Source organism: Devosia sp. XK-2 (assembly GCF_037113415.1).
Lineage (GTDB): Bacteria > Pseudomonadota > Alphaproteobacteria > Rhizobiales > Devosiaceae > Devosia.
Genome location: NZ_CP146608.1, coordinates 1,127,050 through 1,152,017, shown reverse-complemented (window position 1 = coordinate 1,152,017; position 24,968 = coordinate 1,127,050). Strand labels below are relative to the sequence as shown.

Annotated in this window: 18 protein-coding genes; 12 read left to right on the top strand and 6 right to left on the bottom strand. The window is 61.7% G+C overall.

What is annotated here, in order from left to right; genetic code table 11:
* Window positions 1-32: 32 nt before the first annotated feature.
* Window positions 33-1,025: an oxidoreductase gene (locus V8Z65_RS05525; RefSeq protein WP_338723069.1), complete on the bottom strand. Its 993-nt coding sequence runs from the start codon at window positions 1,023-1,025 to the stop codon at window positions 33-35.
* A gap of 481 nt (window positions 1,026-1,506) precedes the next feature.
* On the bottom strand, window positions 1,507-3,774 hold the full coding sequence (locus V8Z65_RS05520) for an NADP-dependent malic enzyme (RefSeq protein WP_338723068.1): 2,268 nt from the start codon (window positions 3,772-3,774) through the stop codon (window positions 1,507-1,509).
* 226 nt (window positions 3,775-4,000) lie between these two features.
* Between V8Z65_RS05520 and V8Z65_RS05515 the strand changes: the two genes are divergently transcribed.
* The 8 genes from V8Z65_RS05515 to V8Z65_RS05480 all read left to right on the top strand — a co-directional run bounded on the left by V8Z65_RS05515 (window position 4,001) and on the right by V8Z65_RS05480 (window position 13,992).
* Window positions 4,001-4,930 carry a helix-turn-helix domain-containing protein gene (locus tag V8Z65_RS05515; RefSeq protein WP_338723067.1) on the top strand — a complete coding sequence of 310 codons (930 nt, stop codon included), beginning with the start codon at window positions 4,001-4,003 and terminating at the stop codon, window positions 4,928-4,930.
* Between the two features lie 171 nt (window positions 4,931-5,101).
* Window positions 5,102-6,613 carry an alpha-N-arabinofuranosidase gene (locus tag V8Z65_RS05510; protein ID WP_338723066.1) on the top strand — a complete coding sequence of 504 codons (1,512 nt, stop codon included), beginning with the start codon at window positions 5,102-5,104 and terminating at the stop codon, window positions 6,611-6,613.
* A gap of 226 nt (window positions 6,614-6,839) precedes the next feature.
* Window positions 6,840-8,771: an ABC transporter substrate-binding protein gene (locus tag V8Z65_RS05505; RefSeq protein ID WP_338723065.1), complete on the top strand. Its 1,932-nt coding sequence runs from the start codon at window positions 6,840-6,842 to the stop codon at window positions 8,769-8,771.
* Between the two features lie 318 nt (window positions 8,772-9,089).
* The gene (locus V8Z65_RS05500; RefSeq protein WP_338723064.1) at window positions 9,090-10,094 is read left to right on the top strand and encodes an ABC transporter permease; all 1,005 of its coding nucleotides are present in this window, start codon (window positions 9,090-9,092) and stop codon (window positions 10,092-10,094) included.
* A 5-nt stretch (window positions 10,095-10,099) separates the two neighbouring features.
* Window positions 10,100-10,957, top strand: coding sequence for an ABC transporter permease (locus tag V8Z65_RS05495; RefSeq protein WP_338723063.1), 858 nt, complete (start codon window positions 10,100-10,102; stop codon window positions 10,955-10,957).
* A gap of 145 nt (window positions 10,958-11,102) precedes the next feature.
* A complete protein-coding gene (locus V8Z65_RS05490) occupies window positions 11,103-12,143 on the top strand; it encodes an ABC transporter ATP-binding protein (protein WP_338723062.1) in 1,041 nt (346 codons plus the stop codon).
* Entirely contained in the window at window positions 12,140-13,054 is a 915-nt protein-coding gene (locus tag V8Z65_RS05485; protein ID WP_338723060.1) for an ABC transporter ATP-binding protein, read from the top strand. Before V8Z65_RS05490 ends, V8Z65_RS05485 begins: the two co-directional genes overlap by 4 nt.
* The gene (locus tag V8Z65_RS05480; RefSeq protein WP_338723059.1) at window positions 13,051-13,992 is read left to right on the top strand and encodes a family 43 glycosylhydrolase; all 942 of its coding nucleotides are present in this window, start codon (window positions 13,051-13,053) and stop codon (window positions 13,990-13,992) included. The genes V8Z65_RS05485 and V8Z65_RS05480 overlap by 4 nt, the downstream gene beginning before the upstream one ends.
* Window position 13,993: 1 nt before the next feature.
* Here the strand turns inward: V8Z65_RS05480 and V8Z65_RS05475 are convergent, their stop codons facing one another.
* The 3 genes from V8Z65_RS05475 to V8Z65_RS05465 all read right to left on the bottom strand — a co-directional run bounded on the left by V8Z65_RS05475 (window position 13,994) and on the right by V8Z65_RS05465 (window position 16,870).
* A complete protein-coding gene (locus V8Z65_RS05475) occupies window positions 13,994-15,595 on the bottom strand; it encodes a GGDEF domain-containing protein (RefSeq protein WP_338723058.1) in 1,602 nt (533 codons plus the stop codon).
* A 104-nt stretch (window positions 15,596-15,699) separates the two neighbouring features.
* Window positions 15,700-16,209: a group III truncated hemoglobin gene (locus V8Z65_RS05470; RefSeq protein WP_338723057.1), complete on the bottom strand. Its 510-nt coding sequence runs from the start codon at window positions 16,207-16,209 to the stop codon at window positions 15,700-15,702.
* Entirely contained in the window at window positions 16,196-16,870 is a 675-nt protein-coding gene (locus V8Z65_RS05465; protein ID WP_338723056.1) for a metalloregulator ArsR/SmtB family transcription factor, read from the bottom strand. Before V8Z65_RS05465 ends, V8Z65_RS05470 begins: the two co-directional genes overlap by 14 nt.
* Before the next feature lie 86 nt (window positions 16,871-16,956).
* Between V8Z65_RS05465 and V8Z65_RS05460 the strand changes: the two genes are divergently transcribed.
* The 3 genes from V8Z65_RS05460 (at window position 16,957) to V8Z65_RS05450 (ending at window position 18,575) form a co-directional block, all read left to right on the top strand.
* A complete protein-coding gene (locus V8Z65_RS05460; RefSeq protein ID WP_338723055.1) occupies window positions 16,957-17,559 on the top strand; it encodes a superoxide dismutase in 603 nt (200 codons plus the stop codon).
* A gap of 120 nt (window positions 17,560-17,679) precedes the next feature.
* A complete protein-coding gene (locus V8Z65_RS05455; RefSeq protein ID WP_338723054.1) occupies window positions 17,680-18,231 on the top strand; it encodes a flavin reductase family protein in 552 nt (183 codons plus the stop codon).
* Window positions 18,232-18,296: 65 nt separating this feature from the next.
* Window positions 18,297-18,575, top strand: coding sequence for a hypothetical protein (locus V8Z65_RS05450; RefSeq protein WP_338723053.1), 279 nt, complete (start codon window positions 18,297-18,299; stop codon window positions 18,573-18,575).
* A gap of 95 nt (window positions 18,576-18,670) precedes the next feature.
* Here V8Z65_RS05450 and V8Z65_RS05445 read toward each other — a convergent pair whose 3' ends face one another.
* A complete protein-coding gene (locus V8Z65_RS05445) occupies window positions 18,671-19,693 on the bottom strand; it encodes a sulfate ABC transporter substrate-binding protein (RefSeq protein ID WP_338723052.1) in 1,023 nt (340 codons plus the stop codon).
* 585 nt (window positions 19,694-20,278) lie between these two features.
* On the opposite strand from V8Z65_RS05445, the gene V8Z65_RS05440 reads away from it, so the two are divergent.
* The gene (locus V8Z65_RS05440; RefSeq protein WP_338723051.1) at window positions 20,279-24,952 is read left to right on the top strand and encodes an NAD-glutamate dehydrogenase; all 4,674 of its coding nucleotides are present in this window, start codon (window positions 20,279-20,281) and stop codon (window positions 24,950-24,952) included.
* Window positions 24,953-24,968: the final 16 nt, after the last annotated feature.

Genomic DNA, 24,968 nt, shown 5'->3' with positions numbered 1-24,968 from the left:
CCCGCCGGAGCGTTTGAGCCTAAAGAGGTGGCTCAGGCGCGGGGATCGACGACAACCCGGCCCTTGATCTGCCCGCGCAGGATTTGTTCGGCCTTATCCGGCAATGCTGCCAATCCGACCGCCTCGACATTGTCGGCATAGGCGGCCAGGTCGAACAGGCCCGTCAGCCGGGACCATGCCGCCATGCGCGCGTCGAAGGGCTGCATCACACTGTCAATACCCAGAAGGTTCACGCCGCGCAGCAGGAAGGGCAATACATTGGTCTTGAGGTCTATGCCCGCCGCATTGCCAAGGCTGGCAACCGATCCGCCATAGGCAATCTGGCGCAGAAGCTTGCCCAATATCTCACCCCCCACGCAGTCGATGGCCGCCGCATAGCGTGCCGATTCCAGCGGCTTGTCCGGCTGTGCAAGGAACGCGGCGCGATCGACAACCTCGCCAGCGCCCAGCGCGCGGAGCATATCGGCATGCTGGGGGCGTCCGGACAGCGCGGCAATGCCGTAGCCAAGGCGCCGCAGCAGGGAAACGGCGATGGATCCCACGCCGCCGGCCGCGCCGGTTACCAGGACTTCGCCCGAGGATGGGGTTAGGCCTGCCCATTCCAGTCGGTTGATTGCCAGCATGGCGGTCAGTCCGGCGGTGCCGATGACCATGGCGTCCCGCGTGGTCAGATTGGCCGGCAGCGGCACCAGCCAGTCGCCCTTGACCCGGGCCCGCTCCGCAAAGCCACCCCAATGGGTTTCGCCGACGCGCCATCCGGTCAGCACGACCCGATCGCCGATACGATAGCGGAAATCGTCGCTTTCCCGCACGGTCCCGGCAAAATCGACCCCTGCAATATGGGGATAGGTCCGCACCAGGCCACCCTTGCCCGTCAGGCATAGCCCATCCTTATAGTTGAGCCCGGCCCATTCGATGTCCACCGTGACATCGCCCTCGGGCAGGCGCGAATCCTCAAGCGTCTGGACCTCGGACGAGACGGTCCCGTCCTCGGCCTTTTCTGTCAGCAGGGCACGGAAACTCATGGGCTTTTCTCCTCTTGCGGTCACATAGTCCTGTGATCTGCAGGAACTCTAGCGAAGCACAGGTGCGGCTGACCAGCCCCTGGGCGCTTTGAAAGCCCGGCTGGCCGCTAATAGATATCCCCGCCCCCAAAACCTCCCACATACTGTCCCCGTCCTCACCGACAACACGCGGTACCGACGAAGTGCCGGGTGAGGAGGCAGGCCGCACGGTGTCGATCGGGCGGAGGCGTGTATGCTGACCACCGGTCGCTCAACTGAAGCGAACGGCAACAGGCGGCGATGGATGTTTCGGCATCCGGGCCAAAAGTCTGTGCCGCTCGTGGATGGGATGAGCAACCCGCAAGGGGGCCGCTCGATGCATGCGTCCGAAATCCTGTTCGTGGGAAGCGGCTTTCGCCTCTTCTTTAATTTAACCGAGGCGAAAGCCGCTTTTCACCGTGCAACCGCGAGGCAGCAATGCCAGGGCGGCGCTCCGTCGCGCCTACCCCGCTGCCTCGGTCGCGGCGATCGCTGTCATGTTGACGATACCGCGGCTGGTCACCGTCGGCGCCAGGATATGGGCTGGCTGGGCCGTGCCCATCAGGATGGGACCGATATGCAGGCCATTGTTCATCTCCTTGAGCAGGGTCATGGAGAGGTTGGCCGCCTCCAGATTCGGGAAGATCAGCAGGTTGGCTTCACCCTTGAGCACGGAGTCCGGAATGTAGCGCTCGCGCAGCTCGGCATTGACCGCCAGGTCCCCCTGCATCTCGCCCTCGACCACCAGGTCCGGCGCCTCGAGTTTGAGCCGGTCATAGACGGCGCGCATCTTCTCGCTGCTCTCGCCGTCGCGGGAGCCAAAATTGGAGTAGCTCAAGAGGGCCGCCCGGGCCTCGAGGTTGAAGCGCTTGAGGTGGTCGCGGGCCTGCAGGGCAATCGAGACCAGTTCGTCCTCGCTCGGATCAATATTGGCATAGGTATCGGCCAGGAAGAAAACGCCGCGATTGAGGATCAGCATGGAGAGCGCCGAGAGCTGCCGTGCCCCCGGCGCCACGCCGATCACCGAGTGAATGTCGCGGGCATGCTTGATGAAGCGCCCCTGCAGGCCGCAGATCAGTGCATCGGCCTCGCCCCGCCGCACCGCCAGCGCGCCGATAACAGTGGTATTGGTGCGCACAATGGTGCGGGCGGTATCGGGGGTCACCCCCTTCCGTCCCACCAGCGCGTGGAAGTCGGCGACATAGTCGCGATAACGCGGATCATCCTCAGGATTGATAACCTCGAAATCGGTTCCCGGCCGAATGGTGAGGCCGAAGCGCTCCAGCCGGTTTTCGATCACCGATGGGCGGCCGATCAGGATCGGCTTGCCGATGCCATCTTCGAGGATAACCTGTGCGGCCCGCAATACGCGCTCGTCCTCCCCATCGGCAAAGGCGATCCGCTTGCCCGAGGCCTGGGCCCGCTCGATCATCGGCTTCATCACCATGCCCGAGCGGAAGACGAAGCGGCGCAGCTGGTCCCGATAGGCTTCGAAATCGGCGATGGGACGGGTGGCCACACCGCTTTCCATCGCCGCCTTGGCGACGGCCGGGGCTATACGCAGGATAAGCCGCTGGTCGAAAGGATTGGGGATGAGATAATCGGGCCCGAAGATTGCCGGCACGCCATGGGCCGTGGCTTCAAGCCCGGGTTCATGGGCGAGTTTGGCGATGGCATGGGCGGCTGCCGCCTTCATCTCCTCATTGATGATGGTAGCGCCGCAATCAAGCGCCCCGCGGAAGAGGAAAGGGAAGCAGAGGACATTGTTGACCTGGTTGGGATAGTCCGAGCGTCCCGTGCAAACCAACGCATCGGGACGCGCCTGTTTGGCCAGTTCCGGCATGATTTCGGGGACTGGATTGGAAAGCGCCAGGATCAGCGGATTGGGCGCCATATCCTGCATCATTTCGGGTTTGAGCGCGCCGGCCTTTGACAGGCCCACAAAGATATCCGCCCCCGCCATGACGGCGCTAAGCTCTGTTTCGTCGGTGTCCTGCGCGAAGGCACCGCGCCAGCGATCGACCGAATTGTCGCGCTTTTTAGTCACCAGGCCCTTGCTATCGGCGATCCAGATGTTTTCCCTTTTTGCTCCGACCGCGATCAACATGTTCATGCAGGCAATGGCCGCCGCCCCTGCCCCCGACGTCACGATCTTGGCCTTGGCGATGTCCTTCTTGACCAGGCGCATGGCATTGATCACCGCGGCGGCAACGATAATGGCGGTGCCATGCTGGTCGTCGTGGAAGACGGGGATGTTCATCCGCTCGCGCAGAGCTTCCTCGATCTCGAAGCATTCGGGCGCTTTGATGTCTTCGAGGTTCACCCCACCAAAGCTTGGTTCGAGCGGCGCGACGACTTCGATGAAGCGCTTGGGGTCCTGCTCATTGACCTCGATATCGATGGAATCGATGCCGGCGAACTTCTTGAACAGAACCGCCTTGCCTTCCATCACCGGCTTGGAGGCCAGCGCGCCGATATTGCCCAGGCCCAGCACCGCCGTGCCATTGGAGATCACTGCCACCAGGTTACCCTTGGAGGTGTACTTGTAAGCATCGGCCGGATTGGCGGCGATTTCCTCGCAGGGAATGGCGACGCCGGGCGAATAGGCCAGGGACAGGTCACGCGTATTGGCGAGTGGCTTGGTCGCCACGATCTCCAGTTTCCCGGGCTTGGGAAACGCGTGAAAATGCAGCGCGGCCTCGCGCAAACTTGCGGCCTTGTCGTCAGACATTGATCTCTCCCCTTCTTGGCGCGGATAGTCTCGGACCTGGCCGCGTTCCCCCGCGGCAAAACTGCTCCAGAACAGGTCTGCGTCGCCAGGGGAAGTTATGCCTTAGTCGCATTTCGAAAGGATCGAACATTCGGGATCAAAACCATGGACCGCACCCGTCGGGTTGATTGGTTCATATTTCCTGATAGACAGTCAACTATTCCGCCGAAAACATGGTAGAGGCCGTATGAGCCGCAATTTTCTGGTTATCGACCCCGAAGAAGGCATCGACGTGCTCAAGGGCCTGGCATCGCCCATCCGGGTGAAGATGCTCAAGCTATTGCATGTGGAAGGGGCGATGAACGGCAATGACATTGCCGAAAAGCTGGGCCTGCCGCAGTCGACCGTCTCGACCAATCTGCAAATTCTGGAAGGCGCAGGCCTGATCCGCACGGAAACGCAGAAGGCGCGCAAGGGCAACCAGAAGATCTGCCATTCGACCTTCGATGAAGTGCTGGTGATGTTCAAGGACGACATCAGGCCGCTCAGGGCGAATACGATCGAGGTATCGATGCCGCTCGGCCTTTATACGAGCTGCGAGGTCACGGCGCCCTGCGGACTTTGCTCGAGCGAGGGCATTATCGGCCTGCTCGACGTGCCCGATACCTTTCTCGACCCGGATCGCATGAAGGCGGGACTGATCTGGTTCACGCGCGGCTATCTGGAGTACCAATTCCCCAACAATGCCAAACTGGCGCAAAACACCATAGAATCCATGGAGTTCATGCTCGAACTGAGCTCTGAGGTTCCCGGCACTTCGGCCGATTGGCCAAGCGACATTACCCTTTCGATCAATGGCACCGAGATCGGCACCTGGCTCTCGACCGGCGATTTCGGCGACAAACGCGGGGTCTATACGCCCGATTGGTGGAAGCTCAAGGGCAGCCAATATGGCAAGCTCAAGAGCTGGCGGGTGACGCTGGACGGCACCTATGTCGATGGAATGAAGATCTCGCCCGTGTCGCTGCACGACCTGGATCTGAGCAACCACCATTCGATCCGCCTGCGCATTGCCGTAAAGCCGGATGCCAAGCATCCGGGCGGGATCAATATTTTCGGCCGCGGCTTTGGCAATTACGACCAGGATATCGTGTTGCGCCTTCAAACCAGCGCCTGACTTATCCCCGCATAGGACAGTTTGCGATACGCTATCTTCGCTGCCACAAATGGCGGGGTTTGCCATGACGATCCTCAAAAATCATATTTTTGAGCTTGCGCGCCAGCCATGCCACCGCTAAAACGCCATTGCTGATATAAATCAGAAAAACGGAATTAGTGGGAGGGGCCGGTGAAGGCGTCCGTCATTGCCAACAAGGAATACACGATCTCCAAAATTGATGATCGTGTCTATGGGGCTTTTCTCGAACATCTGGGCCGGGCGGTCTATGAGGGCATTTATGAGCCCGACCACCCCACGGCCGACAAGGATGGCATGCGTGGCGACGTGGCCGAACTGGTCAAGAAGCTCAATGTCCCCGTTGTGCGTTATCCGGGTGGCAATTTCGTTTCCGCCTACAATTGGGAAGACGGTATCGGGCCGCGCGAGGAGCGCCCGGTGCGGCTCGACCTGGCCTGGCACACCTCGGAAAGCAATGCCGTGGGCGTGCATGAATTTGCCGATTGGTGCGCCACGGTCGGCACCGAAATGATGCTCGCGGTCAATCTTGGCTCGCGCGGCGTCGATGAGGCCCGCAATTTCCTCGAATATGTCAACCATCCCGGCGGTTCATACTGGAGCGACCTGCGCATCAAGAACGGGCGCAAGGAACCCTGGAACGTCAAGATGTGGTGCCTGGGCAACGAGATGGACGGCCCTTGGCAGGTCGGCCATAAGGATGCCGACGAATATGGCAAACTGGCCGCTAACACCGCCCGCGCCATGCGCATGTTCGACAAGTCACTTGAACTGATCGTATGCGGATCGTCGCATATGGATATGCCCAGCTTCCCCGATTGGGAACGCATTGTGCTCGAGCATACCTATGACCATGTCGACCACATCAGTCTGCACATGTATTTCGCCAATCGTGACGACAATACACCCAACTATCTGGGCCTGAGCGAGAAGCTGGATCGCTATATCGAGACCGTCGCTTCGACCATCAAGCAGGTGAAGGCGAAGAAGAAGTCCAAGAAAGACATCACCATTTCCTTCGACGAATGGAATGTCTGGTACCATTCCAACAAGAAGGACCGCGAGATCCTTGACGGCAATAGCGGCTGGCCGCATGCGCCGGGCCTGTTGGAGGATATCTACAACTTCGAAGACGTGCTGATGGTGGGGTTGATCCTCAACACCTTCATCCGCCGTTCCGATGTGGTGAAGATTGCCTGTATCGCCCAGCTCGTGAATGTGATCGCCCCGATCATGACCGAAAAAGGCGGGCCCGCCTGGGCGCAGACGATCTACTATCCCTATTATTTTGCTTCGGTTTTTGGCCGCGGCACGGCCTTGCAGCTCAAGACCAGTTCGCCGGGCTATGAGACCACGCATGCCCAGGACACCGCTTTTGTCGACGTCTCGGGCGTGCACAATGAAGAGGAAGGCACCCTGACCTTCTTCCTCGTCAATCGTCATACCAGCGAAAGCATCGAGACCGAGGTCAGCTTGCAAGGCTTTGAAAATGCAAGCGTTATTGACCACCAGGTGATGACGCATCCTGATCTCAAGGCTGTCAACACGGCCAAGAATCAGGACGAGGTTGCGCCGCGCAAGGGTGAAGGTGCCACGGTGAATGGCGACCGGCTCTCGGTCGTACTCCCGCCCTATTCCTACCAGATGGTACGCGTGAAGATCTGACAGGGATGGGTCCTGGACCCGCTTCATGTACGGATTATGAACAGCGATTTTGTGAAGGCGCGCCCCTGAAAAGGCGCGCCTCTTCGTATTGTGTATCATAGTTTTGGATTTGTATCACAAAGTCCATTGACAGCCCCGACCCCCTAGTTAAGTATGACTTATCGCGCGGCTAAAAGGCCTGCGCGCAAAGAGGCACAGCAAGGCGCCTCGCTATGGGAGGACATCAATGGATAGACGCAGTTTTCTGATTGGCACGACCGCTGTCGGCGCACTGATGGTGGCCGGCAAGGGGCTGGCACTGGCGCAGGACGCGGAAGGCTCCGCGCCGGACCTGACGCAGTTCCCGCGCAGCGAAACGGTCATCGTTCACAATCCCGAAGGGATCATCCGCAATCCGGGTTGGTTCAACCTGTGGGCCGTTGGCGCCGGTAATGGCACCAGCAATGGCCTGCACAACCTGACCACCGACACGCTGTGGTTCATCGACCCCGATGCCGGCATCGAGGGCGCAAGCGAGAACGCCGTCTACAACTCGCTGGCCGACGATCTCTGGCAGTATAACGACGACTTCTCGGAAATGACCGTGAAGCTCAAGCAGGGCATCTACTGGAGCGACGGGGTTGAGTTCACCGCCGACGACGTGGTGTTCACGGTCGAAAAGCAGGCTTCGACCCCCGGCACGCCCTATAATGGCGCCTTCTCAGTGCAGGTTGCCGAGGTCACTGCACCGGACAGGTACACGGTGCATTTCAAGCTCAACAAGCCCAATTCCCGCTTCCATACGCTGTTCTCGGTGCGCTGGACCGCGGCATGGATCATGCCCAAGCACGTCTATGAGAAGGTCGACGACATTCTCAGCTATGAGGCCAATCCGCCCGTCTCGATCGGCCCCTACACGCTGCATTCGTTCGATCCGAACGGCACCTGGTATATCTGGCAAAAGCGCGAGGACTGGGAACGCACGGCGATGGGCATGATTGCCGAGCCCAAGCCGAAATACATCATCTACCGGAACAATATTTCCACGGACAACCGCCTGATCGAGATCCGCAATGGCAATCTCGACATGGTGCACGACCTGACGCCGGAAGGTACGTTCTCGGTGGTGCAGCAGGACCAGCAGATCCAGGGCTGGTTCCCGGGCTTCCCCTATGCCCACCCCGATCCGACGCTGGTGATGGCGATCTTCAATCACCAGAACCCCAAGTTCCAGGACAAGCGGGTTCGCTGGGCCCTCGCACTCATGCTCGACGCACGCGCCATGTCCATGGCGTCCTATCGCGGTGCGGCCACGCTCTCGGCCATTTCGGTGCCACCCACCGGCACCCATCCGCGCGACTACCACGCGCCTTTGCAGGACTTCCTGATCAATTACGAGATCGACACGGGCACCTCCAAGGTGAAGCCCTATGATCCCAATGTGGGCCTGCAAATCGCCGATATGGTGCGGCCGCAGTTCGGCGACGCGGTGCCGACCGACGAAGAAGCCGTACGCAATGCCTTCGGCTATGGCTGGTGGAAGCAGAACATTCCGGCTGCCGAAGAGCTGCTAACCTCTGCCGGCTTCACCAAGAACGGCAATCAGTGGATGATGCCGGACGGCCAGCCCTTCGAGTTCTCGGTGATGGTACCGCAGGAAGGCGTGGTCAATCGCCTTGGCGTGATCATTGCCCAGACCTGGGCCCAGAACGGCATTGGCGCTACCGCCGAGGTGGATGCCGATACCTGGGGCAGGCAGCGCGTGGGCAATTACGAGTGCAATATCGCCTGGGCCGTGGAAACCTGGGGCGGCCACCCCGATCTCAGCTTCTTCATGGACAGCTATCACTCGGCCTATGTCGCCGCGCCGGGCGAATCCCAGCCGGATCGCAACTGGATGCGCTGGAAAGACCCGCGCCTGGATGAAATCATCGAAAAGATCCGCGGCATCGACTTCAATGATCCCAAGGGCATCGAATATGGCCATGACTTCGTGAAGCTGCATCTCGAAGAAATGCCCAATATTCCGATCATGGCCTATAATGTGTTCTCCATTCAGTCGAACCGGTTCTGGACCGGCTGGCCGGATGCGAACAACAATTACGCCAACCCTGTGACCAACTGGTCCAATGGCCGCTATATCTTTACCCAGATCTCGCCGGTCGAAGGGGCCAGCTAACAGCTCCCGGGTGGCTCGGCGACGACCGAGCCATTCACAGGGGCGTGCTCCGTGGCGCGCCCCTGTGCCCATAGCGGGTCGCGTGACCCATTCGGACGCCCCTGGACAAGCAGGGACGTCCGTTTCAGTGCCGGCACAAAGTTGCGGCCTCCACCCCGATAAGGACGGCCCTGTGGGCCAAACCGGAACACGTCGGTGGAGCCAATTCTGCGTTTCCGGCCCTGCCCCATCCTCCTCCCCCAAAGGGGTGGTGTTGACTCCCATCTGCGGCGGCGCCGAACCCCGCCGGCAGCGGACCTAAAGGACGATTGGCCCCGAATGCATTCTTATCTCTGGTTTGCGGGAAAGAGATTGCTGCAATTGCTTGCAGTTATCTTTTTCGGCGTCTCTGCAATGTTCTTCGTGACCTATCTTTCTCCAATCGATCCGGTCGAGCAGGTGCTCGGGCGCCTGTCGGCCCGATCCAACCTGTCGCCGGAGGCCATAGCCTCGACGCGCGAAGCACTGACCGCCATGTTCGGCACCGACCAGCCGATGATGACGCAATATTTCAATTTCTGGACACGTGTGCTGCGCGGTGACCTGGGCGCATCGCTGATGGCTTTTCCGACGCCGGCGATGGAGCTGGTCATGCGCGGCATGCCATGGACGCTCGGCCTGTTGCTGACCTCGACCTTCATCACCTTCGTGATTGGCAATGTGATGGGCGGCCTGGCCGGCTATTTCCAGAACAACCGTTTCTTCAAGGCCTTCGGCATTGTGGCCATGGGCATCCAGCCGATCCCCTACTACATCGTCGCCTTCATCATCCTGATCATCTTCGGCTTCCTCTGGCCGGTGCTGCCGATTTCGGGTGGCTTCGGCATGGACGTGCGGCCGGCCCTGACGCTGCCCTTCATCCTTTCGGTGCTGCAGCACTCACTGCTGCCGGCACTCTCGCTGGTGCTGGTGGGCCTGGGCGGCTGGTTCATCGGCATGCGGGCGCTGGTCAGCAATATCGTGACCGAAGATTATGTGACCTATGCCGAACTGGCGGGGGTCAAGCGCAGCACGGTCGTGGGCGGCTATGTGATGCGCAACGCGCTGGTGCCGCAGATCACTGCCCTGGCCATGGTCATCGGCGGTGTGTTTTCGGGCACGATCATTACCGAACAGGTATTCAACTATCCCGGCATGGGCTCGCTATTGGTCGATGCCGTCAATGCCGGTGATTATTCGACCGTACTGGCCGTGTGTACCGTGTCGATCACCGCCGTCGCCACCGCCATTTTCATCGTGGATCTGCTGCACCCGCTGCTCGATCCGCGCGTCAGGGCGGAGTAGTCGCCATGTTTTCCGTTTTCCGCGACCTTGTCCGCTACAATATCGAGTTCACCATCGGGCTGATCCTGGTGGGCATCATGGTGGTGTTTGCCAGCATGTCCTTCTTTGCGCCAATGGATCCGTCGCTGATCTATATGGCCATTCCCGACCAGCCGCCTTCGGCGCAATACTGGTTCGGCACCAATTCGCGCGGGCAGGAACTGTTCTGGCAGCTCTCGGCCGCGTTCAAGAACAGCCTGCTGTTCGGCATCACGGTGGCGGTCCTGAGCCGCATCATCTCCATCACGGTGGGGCTGGCCGCCGGCTATATCGGCGGCTGGGTCGACCGGGTGTTGATGTTCGTGAACGACATTTTCGTGGCCGTGCCGATCTTCCCCATTCTGGTGCTGTTCTATTTCGTGCTGCGCAACAATATGGACAGCTTCACCATGGCGCTGATCCTGGCCTGTTTCGGCTGGCCGTTCGACGCCCGGCTGATCCGATCGGTGGCATTGGGCCTCAAGCATCGCGAGTTCACCCGCCATGCGGTGTTCGCAGGCATGAGCACGCGCAAAGTGCTGCTCGAAGAGCACCTGCCCTATGTCATGCCCATCGTGTTTGCGACCTTCATGAACAATATGCTGTGGTCCATCGGCATGGAGGTGACGCTGGCAGTGCTGGGCTTCACCAATATCAACAATCCGACCATAGGCACGGTCCTCTACTGGGCCAATTCCCACTCGGCCATGGTGGTTGGCGTATGGTGGTGGATCGTCATCCCAGTCATTCTGATCGTCATGACCTTTCTGGGCCTGTTCCTGCTGGCCGTCAGCATGAACGAATATATCGATCCGCGCAGCCGGCTGCGGAGGATGGGCGCATGAGGGTTTTGCTCGAGACCGCTCCCCTCTCCCTTGAGGGGAGGGGCTGGGGGTGGGGGTCGATCAGTGGACCACGCAGCCACCCCCTCCCCGGCCCTCCCCTCAAGGGGGAGGGTGCCAAGGAACCGCACCATAGGGGCGCGAAAGAATGAGCCTGCAAGACAACCCCGAAATCCTCAAGGTCGAAGGCCTCAAGGCCTATTACCAAATGAACTATTTCGGCGTGGCGCGCGAGGTGCGTGCCGTGGACGACATTACTGTCACCATGCGCAAGAACGAGGTCTACGGTATTGCCGGGGAAAGCTCCTCGGGCAAGACGAGCTTCATCAAGGTGCTTGCGGCCGCCATTCGTCCACCGCTGCGGGTGGTCGAGGGCACGGCGAAATACAATTTCTCCAGCGGGCCAATCGACGTGGCCCATGCGACGCCCCAGCAGATCGAGGCCGTCCGCTGGAAGCATCTAAGCTATATCATGCAAGGCTCGATGAGCGTTCTCAATCCGGTCCGGCGCATCGGCAGGACCTTCCAGGATTTCGCGCAGCGCCCGCTTGGTCTCAAAGGTGAAGCCTTCGAGGAGCGCGTGATCAAGCATCTGGCGCGCCTGAAGCTGCCACCGGACGTGCTGCGCGCCTATCCGCATGAATTGTCGGGCGGCATGCGGCAGCGCGTGACCATTGGCCTGGCGACGGTCTGCCACCCCGAATTCATCATCGCCGACGAGCCGACCACGGCGCTGGACGTGGTGGTGCAAAAGGAGGTGCTGAGCCTTATCCGCGATATTCAGAAGGAAATGGGCGCCTCGGTGGTGTTCGTGACCCATGACATGAGCGTGCATGCCAATGTCGCGGATCGCGTGGGCATTATCTATGCCGGGCGGCTGGTCGAGGAAGGCCCGACGCGCGATATGTTCTTTGCGCCCAAGCATCCCTACACGGCCCATTTGGTGGCCAGCCTGCCCCGCATTGGCGATACCCAGCAGCGCCCGGCGCTGGAGGGGCGGCCACCGAACCTGGCCGATCCGCCGCAGGGCTGCCGGTTCCATCCGCGCTGCCCGCTGGCGGTGGACAAATGCCGCAAGGAGGTGCCGCCGATGGAGACCATCGGACCGGACCATCGCACCGCCTGCTGGCGCTGGAAAGATGTGGAGCCACTGGTCAATGTATCCAAGCCTGCAGGGGTGATGGCATGAGTTCGCTTCTCGATGTGCGCGATGTCAGCAAGCATTTCACCATGGGTGGGCTATTCGGCCGCAAGACGATCGATGCGGTGAAGAATGCGAGCTTTTCGCTGAGCGCCGAAAAGCCGGAAATCTTCACGATCATTGGCGAAAGCGGCTCGGGCAAGACGACGCTGGCTCGCATGATCCTGGGGCTGGAAGACCCTTCGAGCGGGGAAATCCTGTTTCGCGGGGAGAAGGTCGACCGCCATGCCGGACGGGCCAAGCGCCTGGATTTCATGAGCCATGTGCAGCCGGTGTTCCAGAATCCGTTCGAGGCTTTCAATCCGCTCAAGCAGATCGAGCGCTATCTCGAAAGCACGGCGCGGCGTTTTCTCAGGACCAGCGACAAGGCCGTGATCGACAAGGCGATGGACGAAGCGCTGCAGAAGGTGGGATTGAGCCTGAAAGAGGTGCGCGGGCGGTTTCCGCATGAAATGAGCGGCGGGCAATTGCAGCGCTGCGCCATTGCGCGGGCGCTGATCCCCAATCCGCCGCTGCTGATCGCGGACGAACCGGTTTCGATGGTGGATGCCTCGCTGCGGATGAGCATCGTCAATCTGCTCAAAAGCCTGCGTGACGACCTCAAGGTCTCGGTGATCTACATTACCCATGACCTGGCGACGGCCTATTACATCTCCGACCGCATCATCATCATGCAGCGGGGGCGGGTTGTGGAAATGGGCGATGCGCGCACGGTGTTGGACAAGCCCGAACATGCCTATTCGCGACTGCTGAAAGCCTCGGTCTTGTCGACAGACGATGCCGGCGACGGCAAGCTCGCGACCGATCCAGCCATGCTGGAAATGGCCAATGACAGCGTGGGGCGAAGCGGCGAACTGGTGCTGCGTCCCGACGGGCGGCATGTCAGGATTTACGCATGAGCGCCCCAATTTTCCGCGATCCGATAGAGGATGGTGCCGCCGATCCGGTTGTGGTCAAGCGCGAAGGCACGAACGAATGGTGGATGTTCTACACCAATCGCCGGGCCAGCGCCGATGAACCGGGATTTGGCTGGATTCACGGGTCGCCGATCGGCATTGCCGTGTCGAGCGATGGCGGCGCGAGCTGGCACTATCGCGGCACGGTGAAAGGGCTGGACGCCCCGGGGGATGATGGGCTCAACACCCATTGGGCGCCGGAAATCCTTTGGGCCGAGGGGCAGTATCACATGTTTCTCAGCTACATCACCGGGGTGCCGACGCATTGGAAAGTGGCGCGGACCATTACTCATTTCACCAGTCCGGACCTGGAGAACTGGACGCGGGTGGGACCGCTGAAACTCTCGAGCCAGAATTGCATCGATGCCTGCGTGTTTCGCAGCCCCGACGGGCTGTGGCGGATGTGGTACAAGGACGAAGGCCAGGGTTCGAGCACCTGGAGCGCAACCAGCACGGATATGATGACCTGGTCGCTCGAAGGGCTGGTGCTGCCGGGTTCGCCTGACGCGCCGCCTCATGAAGGGCCCAATGTGTTCGAGATGGGCGGTTCTTATTGGCTGATCGTGGACGAATGGCGGGGCCAGGCGGTCTATCGGTCGGACGATACGATCGCCTGGGTCCGCCAGGGTCTTGTCGGGGGCGAGCCGGGCGCGGACGCAATGGACAAGCGCTATGTCCGGCACGCCGATGTGGTGGTCAATGGCGATCATGCGGTCATGTATTATTTCACGCATCCCGAATGGGACGAGCGCAGCCAGACCGACGGACCGCCCGATGTCGCGGCGCGGCGCACGGCGATCCATCAGGCCCGCTTGACGGTGGTGGACGGCAAGCTGGTGTTTGAGCGCGATATTCCGAGCGATCTCGGCCTATTGGCGTGAACTAGCTGGCCGCTCCGGCTTGACGCGTGGCGGCCGGGTGGTCTTCGGCAAAGACACGGTCGCGGCCGCCCTGCTTGGCCAGATAGAGACGGGAATCGGCGCGTTGCATCAGCTCGCCCGTTGGGTGGGTGCCATCGCCTGCGGCAACGCCAATGCTGACCGTGACCCGCATGCCGGGCGTAAGCGCCTCCCAATCGGCATTGGCGATCGCAACGCGAATGCCCTCGCAGAAGGCGGCGGCGGTGGCCAGCGGCGCCTCGGGAAAAATCAGCGCAAATTCCTCCCCACCCAGCCGGGCCACATGGCCGTGGGTGGCGATCTGGTCGACCATGACGCGGGCGACCCGCTGCAAGACGGCGTCGCCCGCAATGTGGGTGTGGCGGTCGTTGATCCGCTTGAAATTGTCCAGGTCGACAATGGCGACCGCCACCGGGCTGCCGGCCAGCCGCTCGAGGATCTGGTCGAAGCTGCGCCGATTGGCGATGCCCGTCAGCGGATCGGAAAGGGCCTGATCGGCCAATTCGGCGGCGCGGGCCCGCAACCGGTCAGCTTCGGTGCGGATTTCCTCGACACGGGCGCGGCGGCGGGCGGCTTCGCCGGATTGCTGGACGAAAAGCCTGTGATAGTGGCGATGCATGGAGAGGGCCGCGGGGGTGTCGCCCATGGCCTCCAGAATGCGGCTCAAGATTTCGGCGGCGTTGACCTGGTGGTCGATCTGCCCCTTTGCCTCGGCCAGTGAAAGCGCATCGGTGCAGGCGGCGAGCGCCTGCCGGTGCTGACCGGCGGCATGGCGCACCTGGCCAAGCGTATAGAGGTGATGAATATGCAGGCTGGCGCTGACCTCGCCGGGCAAACCGGCCCAGCGGTCGAGCAAGGCGGTTGCTTCACCATTGCGGCCGTCAGCCGACAAGAATTCGGCGCCGTTGCAGAGGGCGACGCGCAAAGTCCAGAGGTCTCCGGCACTGGCGGCCAGGTCGGCGGCGGCCAGGCTGTGCTCGATGGCAAGGGCGCGGTACTCTGCCGCGCGGGCGGCCCGCCCGACCTTGTGCTCCAACTCACCCAGTTTAGCGTGAGCAAAGCCCTTATTGAGCGTATAGAAGGCAGCAGCCGTCTTGTTGCCGGCCGCACTTGCCAAATCCACCGCCTGCTCAAGCAGGGACAGCGCCAGTTCCGACTCCTGGCACACCGCGAGGACGACGGCGCGAACATTCAGTGCAAAGGCGAGAATGGCCGGCGCGGCCAGACGCTGGGCCAAATCCAGCGCCTCACCGGAGAGATCGAAGGCCTCATCGCCCAGGCCAAGGTCGAGGAAGAGAAAAGCTTCGACCGCCAGGGCGCGAGCCAGCTCCTCGGAATTGCCGAGCCGACGCCAAAGCCATTTGGCGCCAACCGCGCATTCCAACCCTTGCTCCGGATCGCCCATCTTGAAGCAGGTCCAGGCGATTTCGCACAGGCTGGACGCCATGAGATGCATATTGCCGGTGGTTTCGGCGTCGGAATAGACGGCCTTGAACTGCCTGAGCGCCTCATCCAGCTCCCCGGCCCGCAGCAATACGGTGCCGGCGGCAAAATGTTCGCTAAATTCTGTAGCAATGACCTGCACGCCGAAAGCCCGGACGAATCGTTGGTGCAGTTTAGCGCAGAACCGCGTCCCGGCAGCCCAAGAAACGAGCCCTTCGGGCCCAGATACCTAGCGCCGCCGCTGGATCAGTCAGACCCATCAGTCTCCCGATCGGGCTGCCAGACCGGGTCGGGCTCGCGTATGAGCGGGCCCATACGGGAGATATCGTCGCCGCGCCGCATGGCGATATTCATGCGGAACGAATTGCCGATCCGCTCGGAGCGCTCGACGAAGAGCGCGGCAATATCGGGCGGGCAAACTTGCTGCACCGTCTCGCGGAACAGGCGCAGCCAGCGCATGAAGTGAAGGTCAGAAAGCTCGGGAATAGCCATGTGCTTGGGCATGGGGCGGCCGTTGTAGCGCCCCGAACCAAGCAGCATAGAGCTCCAGAAGTCGGCAATCTTGTCGAGATGGGCCGGCCATTCGGGCTCGGGAATGACCCGGTTGAAGACTGGCCCGATAACGTCATCGCGGCGCGCGCGGGCATAGAACTCATCCACCACCCTGCGGATCAATTTTTCGTCCAGCCCTTCGGGTGCCTCCCAGCCGATGCGGTGCAATTGGGTGCCCGGAGGGGGGCGGTCAGGCTGACGCATTCGTGCTGGTCCTTATGGAATAGGTGCACCGGCGGCCGCCGCTGACGATATGGTCCTGCCGTTCCACCTCAACATCGGGCCCGAGCACGGCGCGAAAGACGTCAATTTCGGCGCGGCAAAAACCCTGGCAGGCGGTGGCGGCGGCGCAGATGGGACAATGGTTTTCGACCAGCAGCACCGACCCGTCCGGCTGTTCGGTCCAGGCCGCCATATAGCCTTCCTTGCTGCGCAGGTCGGCCAGAGCGGCCACCCTGGACTTGAGATCGGGCTGGGATCGCACCGCCGCTTCATAGGCATTGCGGGTATCGGCTTCGCGCTCAGCGATGATGACATCGAGGGCTTCCTCCCCCAAATGCTTTCGCACGATGTCGAGGAGTTGGACCGTCAATGCGGCATGGGTATCGGGGAAGCGGGCTTGCGCCGCCGGCGTCAGGCTCCAGAGCTGGGTTGGCCGGCCAACGCCGTTGCCGGCGTTTCTCGCCTCGACCAGCCGCTCCTCGGCCAGGCGCAGCAATTGCTGGCGCGCAGCCTCGCTGGTGGTGCCGAGGGTGCTGCCCAGCGCGGCGGCCGACAGCGCACCATGCATTTTGAGTGTCATCAGGATGCGCTCGGCCGGATTACGCGGCGACCAGGACGCATTTTCCAAGGTTGAGCTTGACATATCAGTTGAAAGGGTTTTCAAAGCCATTACTTGGAAATTAGCCGGACTTGTCCGGACATGCAAGCCGATTGCGAAAGGAAGCTTTTATGACCTTCTCATTGCCCGCCCTGCCCTTTTCCGCCAATGCGCTGGCCGATGCCGGGATGAGCCAGGAAACGCTGGAACTGCATCACGGCAAGCACCACCAGGCCTATGTGACCGCGCTCAACGGCTTCGTTGAAAAAATGCCGGAACTGGCCGGCAAGTCGCTTGAGGACATCGTGGCCTTCGCCAAGGAGAAGGCCGATCTGGCGCCCGTGTTCAACAATGCCGGCCAGCACTGGAACCACATCCATTTCTGGCAGGCGCTGAGCCCGAATGGCGGCAAGGTGCCGGGCAAGCTGGAAAGCAAGATTGTTGAAGATTTCGGCTCCGTGGACGCCTTCAAGGACAGCTTCAAGACGGCCGCGACCACCCAGTTCGGCTCGGGCTGGGCCTGGCTGGTGCTGGGCACCGACGGCAAGCTCAAGACCACCAAGACGCCGAACGGTTCCAATCCGCTGGCCACGGGTGAAGGCAAGGTCCTGCTGGGCCTGGATGTCTGGGAACATTCCTATTACGTCGATTTCCGCAATCGCAGGCCGGACTATGTGACCAACTTCCTCGACAAGCTGGCCAATTATGAATTTGCCGAAGCCAATCTGGGCTGATCTTTTCGTGGCGAGCCCCGCCTGAACGTGCGGGCTCACCACCCTTCCACGGCCCCTCGCCGGGGAAAGAGCATGCTGGCATTTTCGCCGGCGACATTGCACCGATAGCGTCTTTCCACCATGACTATCCTTATGCCCGATTTCGACCTGCCCGATACCATGGCGCTGAGGCCACTGCGCAGGCCGGCCGTCAATGACGCCGAGTTTCGCTCGGCCATGTCGGGCCTAGCCTCGAGCGTGCATGTGGTGACGGCGCGGCGTGGCGATGAACGCATTGGACGAACGGCGACCTCGGTGCTTTCGCTGTCCGCGCAGCCGCCGGCCATTCTGGTTTCCATCGATATTGTGAGCCGCCTGGCCGACCTGATCGCCAAGACAGGCAGTTTCTCGCTGGCCATGCTCGCCGCTGGGCAGGAGGCCATTGCCGATGCCTTTGCCGGTCAGGTGGAACCGGCTGAACGGTTCAACGTTGGGCAATGGGGAAGCTGGCCATCGGGGCAGCCGTTTCTGCATGGAGCGGTCACGGCCTTGGACTGCGAGGTTATCGGAGCCATGGAGACGGGCACTCATGTGCTGTTTGCGGGCGCGATCGTCGAGGCCGAGACCAGTGCCGTTGCCAGCCCGTTGCTGTGGCACCGCCACGGCTATCGTGCCCTGCGCGGCGCGGACTGACCGGGGCGGGGCTGGCAGCGCCAGGCCCGCTGCCCTATATTTAACCCGGATAACGGGAAAAGATCGTGCCGCGATACTATTTTCACTATCGTACCGAAGACGCGCTGATCCGTGACGACACCGGCAGCGAGCATCCCAATCTGGAAGCGGCCGAGCAGACCGCGGCGGAAATGGGCCGCGCAATTATCGAGAAGGTTGCCGGCGAAGGGGGCAAAATGGACGCCCCGCGCTCCATCGAGATCACCGATGCGGCCGGCCAGGACCTGCTCTATGTGGTGTTCTGGGCCGGCCCGAAGGTGGGCGACGGACCGGCAACACCTATCGAGCCGGCCACGGTGCATTAGAACTGTTCGGTCACCCTGCCGATCCTCGGGTTGAGGCCCGAGGAGCAAGACCGTGGCTACTTTTGTCCGAGACGTTCAAGCATCGCTCCGCCCGTTCAGAAATTGCCCTCGAACACCTGGTCGAATATTCCGCCATCGGCGAAGAAGGTCTTTTGGACCTCGCGCCAGCCCCCGAAATCGTCGACACGGGCAAGATCAATTTCGGCAAACCCAGACAATAGTGCGGGATCTATGCCCGATGTATCGGCCGGGCGGAAATAGTGTTTGGCCGCCAGCGCCTGGCCCTCAGGCGAATAGAGATAATCAAGATAGGCCTGAGCCAGATCGCGCGTGCCGCGCGCATCGACATTGCCATCCACAATGGCCACAGGGGGCTCGGCAAGGATGGAGACGGAGGGCGTGACGATCTCGAATTGGTCTGCGCCCAGTTGGGCCAGCGTCAACAGGGCCTCGTTTTCCCAGGCAATCAATACGTCGCCCAGACCGCGCTGGGCAAAGGTGATGGTCGCGGCGCGCGCACCGGTATCGAGGACCGGAACATTACGGAAAAGCTGCGCGAGATAGTCACGCGCGGTCGCCTCGGACCCGCCTGGCTGCTTCAGCGCCCAGGCCCAGGCCGCCAGAACGTTCCACCGCGCGCCGCCGGAGGTTTTGGGATTGGGCGTGATGACATCTACGCCTTCGGCAATCAGATCGTCCCAATCGGCTATGGCCTTGGGATTGCCCTTGCGCACCAGGAAGACAATGGTCGACGTATAGGGCGCATTGGCATTGGGCAGGGTTCCGCGCCAATCGGGCCGTATCCGACCGGTCGTGTCGGAGATCATATCGATATCGCTTGCCAGCGCCAGGGTGACCACGTCGGCGGGCAGCCCTTCTATAACGGAGCGGGCTTGCGCGCCCGAGCCCCCATGCGTGGTCTGCACGGCAATGGTTTCGCCCGATTGGGCCAGCCAATGTGCGATGAAGGCCGCGTTGAACTCTTCATAGAATTCGCGGGTGGGGTCGTAACTGACATTGGTGAGCGTACGCGACTGAGCCAAAGCGGTGGCGACAGGCGCCAAGCTTATGGCGGCGGCCAAGGCCAGGCGAGCGAGAATGAGAGCGGCGGTTTTCATCACAAACCTCCTCGTTGATGACCTCAATACGCTACCAATTCGGTATAGTATAACAAGGTCGCCAACCACCATCCGGAACGCCGCGGATGACAATAAACACTCCGCCCGCCTGCTATTCTGAAATTATATTTCGACGGGATGCGTCTCTTTTCCTGATGTCGGAAAATCGATCTGCGCATGATCACAAACAATAATGGCAGCCAACTTGGCTGCCATTTGCAAAAACTCTGTCTAGTCTAGCCCTATACCGGACCTAGAACATCAGACCGGCATAGAGAGTGACCACAAAACCAAAGACCAGGGCGGCGACGAGGCCGGCATAGGACACATATTGGGGCAGCTTGGGCATCTGGGTGACCTGCTATTGCGACTGATCAAAGACTACCAGATTGCTAGAGTTTAACAAGTGGTAAACCTGTTGTCGGGCGGGGACTGGCGGAAACAGTTTGCCGAATTCTGACGTTCCAGTGAAACGGCTTGCCCTGGAGCGCCGGACTGAGCGTCCGGGCACTCATTAAAAAGGCGGTGGAGACACTGTCATTTTGGACGCTTAAGGTGAGGCGGCGAGTCACAGGGGAGCATGGCATGACCACGACAGTCGAGGCGCGGTTGCTGGAACTGGCAAAAGCGCGGGCCGGGACCGACGAGAGCCTGCAGCGCCTGCTCATAGCGGCCATATCGGCCGCAGATGCCGATGACCTGGAAAAGCAGGATCCGCACGCACTGATCGAGGCGCTGAGCGCCAGTCATGAACGGCTGAAGGGCGTGGCGCCCGGGGCGACCGAAATCGCGATCACCCTTCCCGGGGAAGCGGGCGAGCCGATGCTGCTCGACATCATCTGTCCCGACATGCCGTTCATCGTCGACAGTGCGCTGGCGGCGCTGCGATCAATGGGTGGGACAATCCGGATGTTCGCCCATCCGGTTCTGCATATGGAGAACGGCAAAGTTGTCGCCCAAGGCGGCAATAGCGTGAGCATGCTGCATATTCAGAGCGATCCGGTTGCCGATATCGGAGCGCTGAGGGCGGAAATCGAGGCGACGCTGCTCGACGTTTCGCGCGCCGTCGCCGACTGGCAGGCCATGATGGACAGGGTGCGGCGGGCATCTGATGGGCTCAGCCAGCTCAAGCCCGCTCAGCGCGACGAGGCGGAACGGTTCATCGAATGGCTTATCGAGCATAATTTCACCTTTCTCGGTATCCGCGAATATCGGCTGGAGGACGGCGCGCTAAAGCCGGTGGCGGATTCAGGGCTGGGCATATTGCGTGACGAAACGCTCAAAGTGCTCCGCAGCGGTCCTGACTATGTGGAGAGCACACCGCAACTGGTCGATTTCGTCGAAGGGCCGGAGCCCCTGCTGGTCACCAAGGCCAATGTACGGGCCCGCGTGCATCGGCGCACCCATATGGACTATGTCGGGATCAAACTGTTCGACGCGGCGGGGGCGGCGAGCGGCGAATTGCGGGTGGTGGGGCATTATACGGCGCAGGCTCTGGCCACGCCGCACACCGAGGTGCCGATCATCCGGCGCAAGATCGCCGAGGTGATGCGGCAGTCCGGCGTCGACCCGCTAGGCCATGCGGGCCGCACCCTGCTTGGGGCGCTGGATAGTTATCCGCGCGATGAACTGTTCCAGATCGACACGGCGCAATTGGCGGAGTTCGCCGGGACCATTGCCGGTCTTTATGATCGGCCGCGCGTGCGCGTTTTGCCGCGCATCGACCGGTTCGACAATTTCGTCTCCATTCTCGTTTACGTGCCGCGCGACCGCTATGACGGGACTGTCCGGGCGCGGATCGCCGATTATCTGGCCGGTATCTATGACGGGCGGGTCTCGGCCTATTATCCCAATTTCCCCGAGGGCGACCTGGTTCGGCTGCATGTCATTATCGGGCGCAATGGGGGCGCCACGCCGCGGCCTGAGCGCCGGGAGCTGGAGGTGAGCGTAGAGGCCCTGACCCACGATTTTTCCGACATGCTCATGGCGGCGGCGCCCGAAGCGGGGCGGGCCAGCGACTGGAAACAGGCCTTTTCCGCCGCCTATCAGAGTCGAAACAGCGCCACCGATGCCTTGCGCGACATCGGCGTCTTCGAGGGCCTAGGCGACGATGGCATTGCCATTCGGCTTTCGACGCGGATCGGCGCGGATGGCACGCTCAGCCTCAAATTCTACCATGAGGGCACGGCCATTCCGCTTTCGGACCGGGTGCCCATGCTGGAGCATTTCGGCTTTCGGGTGATCGACGAGCGGACCTATACGATCGTGCCGCGCGACGGGGTCGCGCGCTATCTGCACGACATGGTGATCGAGCTCGCCGAGGATGCCGGCATCGACATATTGGCGCGGGCCGAAGCGATCGAGGCCGGGCTGCTGGCCGTGTGGAACGGCGATACGGAGAGCGACCAGCTCAACTCGCTGGTCACGCTGGCGGGCCTGGACTGGAGCGAGGCGGCGCTCTTACGGGCACTTTCGCGCTATCTGCGACAGGTCGGCACATCGCATTCGCAGCGCTATATCGCGCAGGCCATGGTGACGCAAAGGGGCGCGGCGGCGGCTCTGGTGGCGCTGTTCGCGGCACTGCATGATCCCATGCTTGCGGATCGTGAAGCAGCGGCAGAGACGGCGCGCGGCCAGATTGCCGCTGAACTCGACCGGATCACCTCACTGGACGAGGACACAATCGTCCGGCGGTTCCAGAACCTGATTGAAGCGTCGCTGCGGACCAATGCCTGGCAACGCAACGAGCAGGGCCACAGGCGACCGGCCCTCGCCATCAAATTCGACAGCGGCAAGGTGGAGGGCATGGTTGCCCCCCGGCCCTATCGCGAAATTTCGGTCTATTCGCCGCGCGTCGAAGGCGTGCATCTGCGGTTCGGAGCCATTGCCCGCGGCGGCTTGCGGTGGTCGGACCGGCCGGAGGATTTCCGGACCGAGGTGCTGGGGCTGGTCAAGGCGCAGCAGGTCAAGAACGCGGTCATCGTGCCTGTCGGTGCCAAGGGTGGATTTGTGCCCAAACGACTTTCTGCCGGCATGGCGCGCGAAGCGTGGCTGGCGGAGGGCACGGAAAGCTACAAGATATTTGTCGGCACGCTGCTCGATGTAACGGACAATCTGGTCGAGGGCGTGGTGGTTCCGCCCGCCGACACGGTGCGGCGAGATGGCGACGATCCCTATCTGGTTGTGGCCGCCGACAAGGGGACAGCGAGCTTTTCCGATATCGCCAACAACATTGCCATGGCGCGCGGCTTCTGGCTGGGCGACGCTTTCGCCTCGGGCGGTTCAGCGGGCTATGACCACAAGAAGATGGGCATAACGGCCCGCGGCGGCTGGGAGGCGGTGAAACGTCATTTCCGCGAAATGGACCGCGATATCCAGAAAGAGCCCTTCACCGTTGTCGGCGTGGGGGACATGAGCGGGGATGTGTTCGGCAACGGCATGTTGCTCAGCCGCGAAATCCGGTTGGTGGCGGCATTCGACCATCGCGATATCTTCATCGACCCCAACCCGGATGCGGCGGCGAGCTTTGCCGAGCGCGACAGGCTGTTCAAGCTGCCGCGGTCCAGTTGGCAGGACTATGACAAAAGCCTGATCTCGCCCGGTGGCGGGGTATTTTCACGCGCGCTCAAATCCATTCCGCTGAGCGCCGAAATCAAGGCCCTGCTTGGCCTGGACAAGGATGCGGCGACGCCGGCCGAGGTGATGAAGGCGATCCTGATAGCCGATGTGGACCTGCTCTGGTTCGGCGGTATCGGCACCTATATCAAGGCGGCTGACGAGGATGACAGCGTGGTGGGCGACCGCGCCAATGATGCGATACGCGTTACGGCCGCCGACATTCGCGCCAAGGTGGTGGGCGAAGGCGCCAATCTGGGCGTGACCCAGCGCGGGCGTATCGCCTATGCACTCCGGGGCGGACGCATCAATAGCGATGCCATCGACAATTCGGCCGGCGTCAATTCGTCCGACCTTGAGGTCAATATCAAGATCGCCATGGCTTCGGTTGTCGCGTCGGGACAATTGGCGATGGCGGAGCGCAATGCATTCCTCGCCTCGATGACCGAGGAGGTGGCGGCGCTGTGCCTGCGCAATAATTACCTGCAGACCCTGGCCATATCGCTGGCCGAACGCGCGGGGCTGGCGGAATTGCCCGACCACCGCGTGCTGATGGAGGACCTGGAAGCGCGCGGTCTGCTCAACCGGAAAGTGGAGTTTCTCCCCAGCGATGCGGTAATGGATGCGCGGGCGACAGAGGGCAAGGGCCTGACCCGGCCGGAACTGGCCGTTATCCTGGCCTATGCCAAGCTGACCCTGTTCGATGATCTGCTGAACGGCACCGCCGTCGACGATCCCTATCTGGCTGGCGAACTGTTCCGCTATTTCCCCGAGACGCTGCACAAGAGCTATCCCGAGCAGGTTGAAAGCCATCGGCTGAAACGCGAGGTGATTGCCACGGTGCTCGCCAATGCCATGATCAATCGCGGCGGGCCCGCCTTCGTGTCCGAACTGACGGCAGCGACCAGCGCCAGCGCGGGCGAGGTCGCACTGGCCTATGCGGCGGTGCGCGATGCCTATGGCCTGAGCGCCTTGAACGCGGAAATCGACGCATTGGACGGCGCCTTGCCCGGTTCGGTGCAATTGGCTCTCTATGCACAGGTGGAGGCCCTTTTGCGGCAGGAGGCATTGTGGTTCCTGCGCAATGGATCGGTTACCGAGGGGCTGGCCGAGCTGGTGGCGCGACACCGCGAGGGCGTGGCGCAACTGATCGCGACAGAGGGACTGCTCCCTGCGGACCAACGCCACTTGCTTGACGTTCGGATCAGCAATCTCGCAGCGCAGGGCGTTCCCATCGCTCTTGCGGAGAGTATCGGCGCCCTGCCCTTCCTCAGCCATGCCAGCGACATCGTCCTGGTAGCCGAGCGCAGCGGTGTTGATGTCGTGAGTGCAGCCAAGGCCTATTTCGGCGTGGCCGGGCTGTTCGACCTGTTCCGTATTATCGAAGATGGCCGCGCCATCATTCTGGGTGACCGTTTCGACAGGATGGCGCTGGACCGCGCATTGGCCAATCTGATGCGGGCGCTGCGCGACCTGACGTCTGACGTGCTGGCGGCGGGCTCGGTTGACGACTTCGTATCGCGCGGCTCGGTGGGCGTGGCCCGCAGCGTCGCTGCCGTCAAGGAACTAACGGAGGGGGGCATCACCGTTTCGCGTCTCAGCGTGGCTGCCGGTTTGCTCGCCGACCTGGCGCGGGAATCCTGAAGGGACAGGCGGCCAG

Coding starts and splice junctions, on each gene's coding strand:
- V8Z65_RS05525 (WP_338723069.1), bottom strand. CDS start 1,025: ATGAGTTTCCGTGCCCTGCTGACAGAAAAGGCCGAGGACGGGACCGTC.
- V8Z65_RS05520 (WP_338723068.1), bottom strand. CDS start 3,774: ATGTCTGACGACAAGGCCGCAAGTTTGCGCGAGGCCGCGCTGCATTTT.
- V8Z65_RS05515 (WP_338723067.1), top strand. CDS start 4,001: ATGAGCCGCAATTTTCTGGTTATCGACCCCGAAGAAGGCATCGACGTG.
- V8Z65_RS05505 (WP_338723065.1), top strand. CDS start 6,840: ATGGATAGACGCAGTTTTCTGATTGGCACGACCGCTGTCGGCGCACTG.
- V8Z65_RS05500 (WP_338723064.1), top strand. CDS start 9,090: ATGCATTCTTATCTCTGGTTTGCGGGAAAGAGATTGCTGCAATTGCTT.
- V8Z65_RS05495 (WP_338723063.1), top strand. CDS start 10,100: ATGTTTTCCGTTTTCCGCGACCTTGTCCGCTACAATATCGAGTTCACC.
- V8Z65_RS05490 (WP_338723062.1), top strand. CDS start 11,103: ATGAGCCTGCAAGACAACCCCGAAATCCTCAAGGTCGAAGGCCTCAAG.
- V8Z65_RS05485 (WP_338723060.1), top strand. CDS start 12,140: ATGAGTTCGCTTCTCGATGTGCGCGATGTCAGCAAGCATTTCACCATG.
- V8Z65_RS05480 (WP_338723059.1), top strand. CDS start 13,051: ATGAGCGCCCCAATTTTCCGCGATCCGATAGAGGATGGTGCCGCCGAT.
- V8Z65_RS05470 (WP_338723057.1), bottom strand. CDS start 16,209: ATGCGTCAGCCTGACCGCCCCCCTCCGGGCACCCAATTGCACCGCATC.
- V8Z65_RS05465 (WP_338723056.1), bottom strand. CDS start 16,870: ATGTCAAGCTCAACCTTGGAAAATGCGTCCTGGTCGCCGCGTAATCCG.
- V8Z65_RS05460 (WP_338723055.1), top strand. CDS start 16,957: ATGACCTTCTCATTGCCCGCCCTGCCCTTTTCCGCCAATGCGCTGGCC.
- V8Z65_RS05455 (WP_338723054.1), top strand. CDS start 17,680: ATGACTATCCTTATGCCCGATTTCGACCTGCCCGATACCATGGCGCTG.
- V8Z65_RS05445 (WP_338723052.1), bottom strand. CDS start 19,693: ATGAAAACCGCCGCTCTCATTCTCGCTCGCCTGGCCTTGGCCGCCGCC.
- V8Z65_RS05440 (WP_338723051.1), top strand. CDS start 20,279: ATGACCACGACAGTCGAGGCGCGGTTGCTGGAACTGGCAAAAGCGCGG.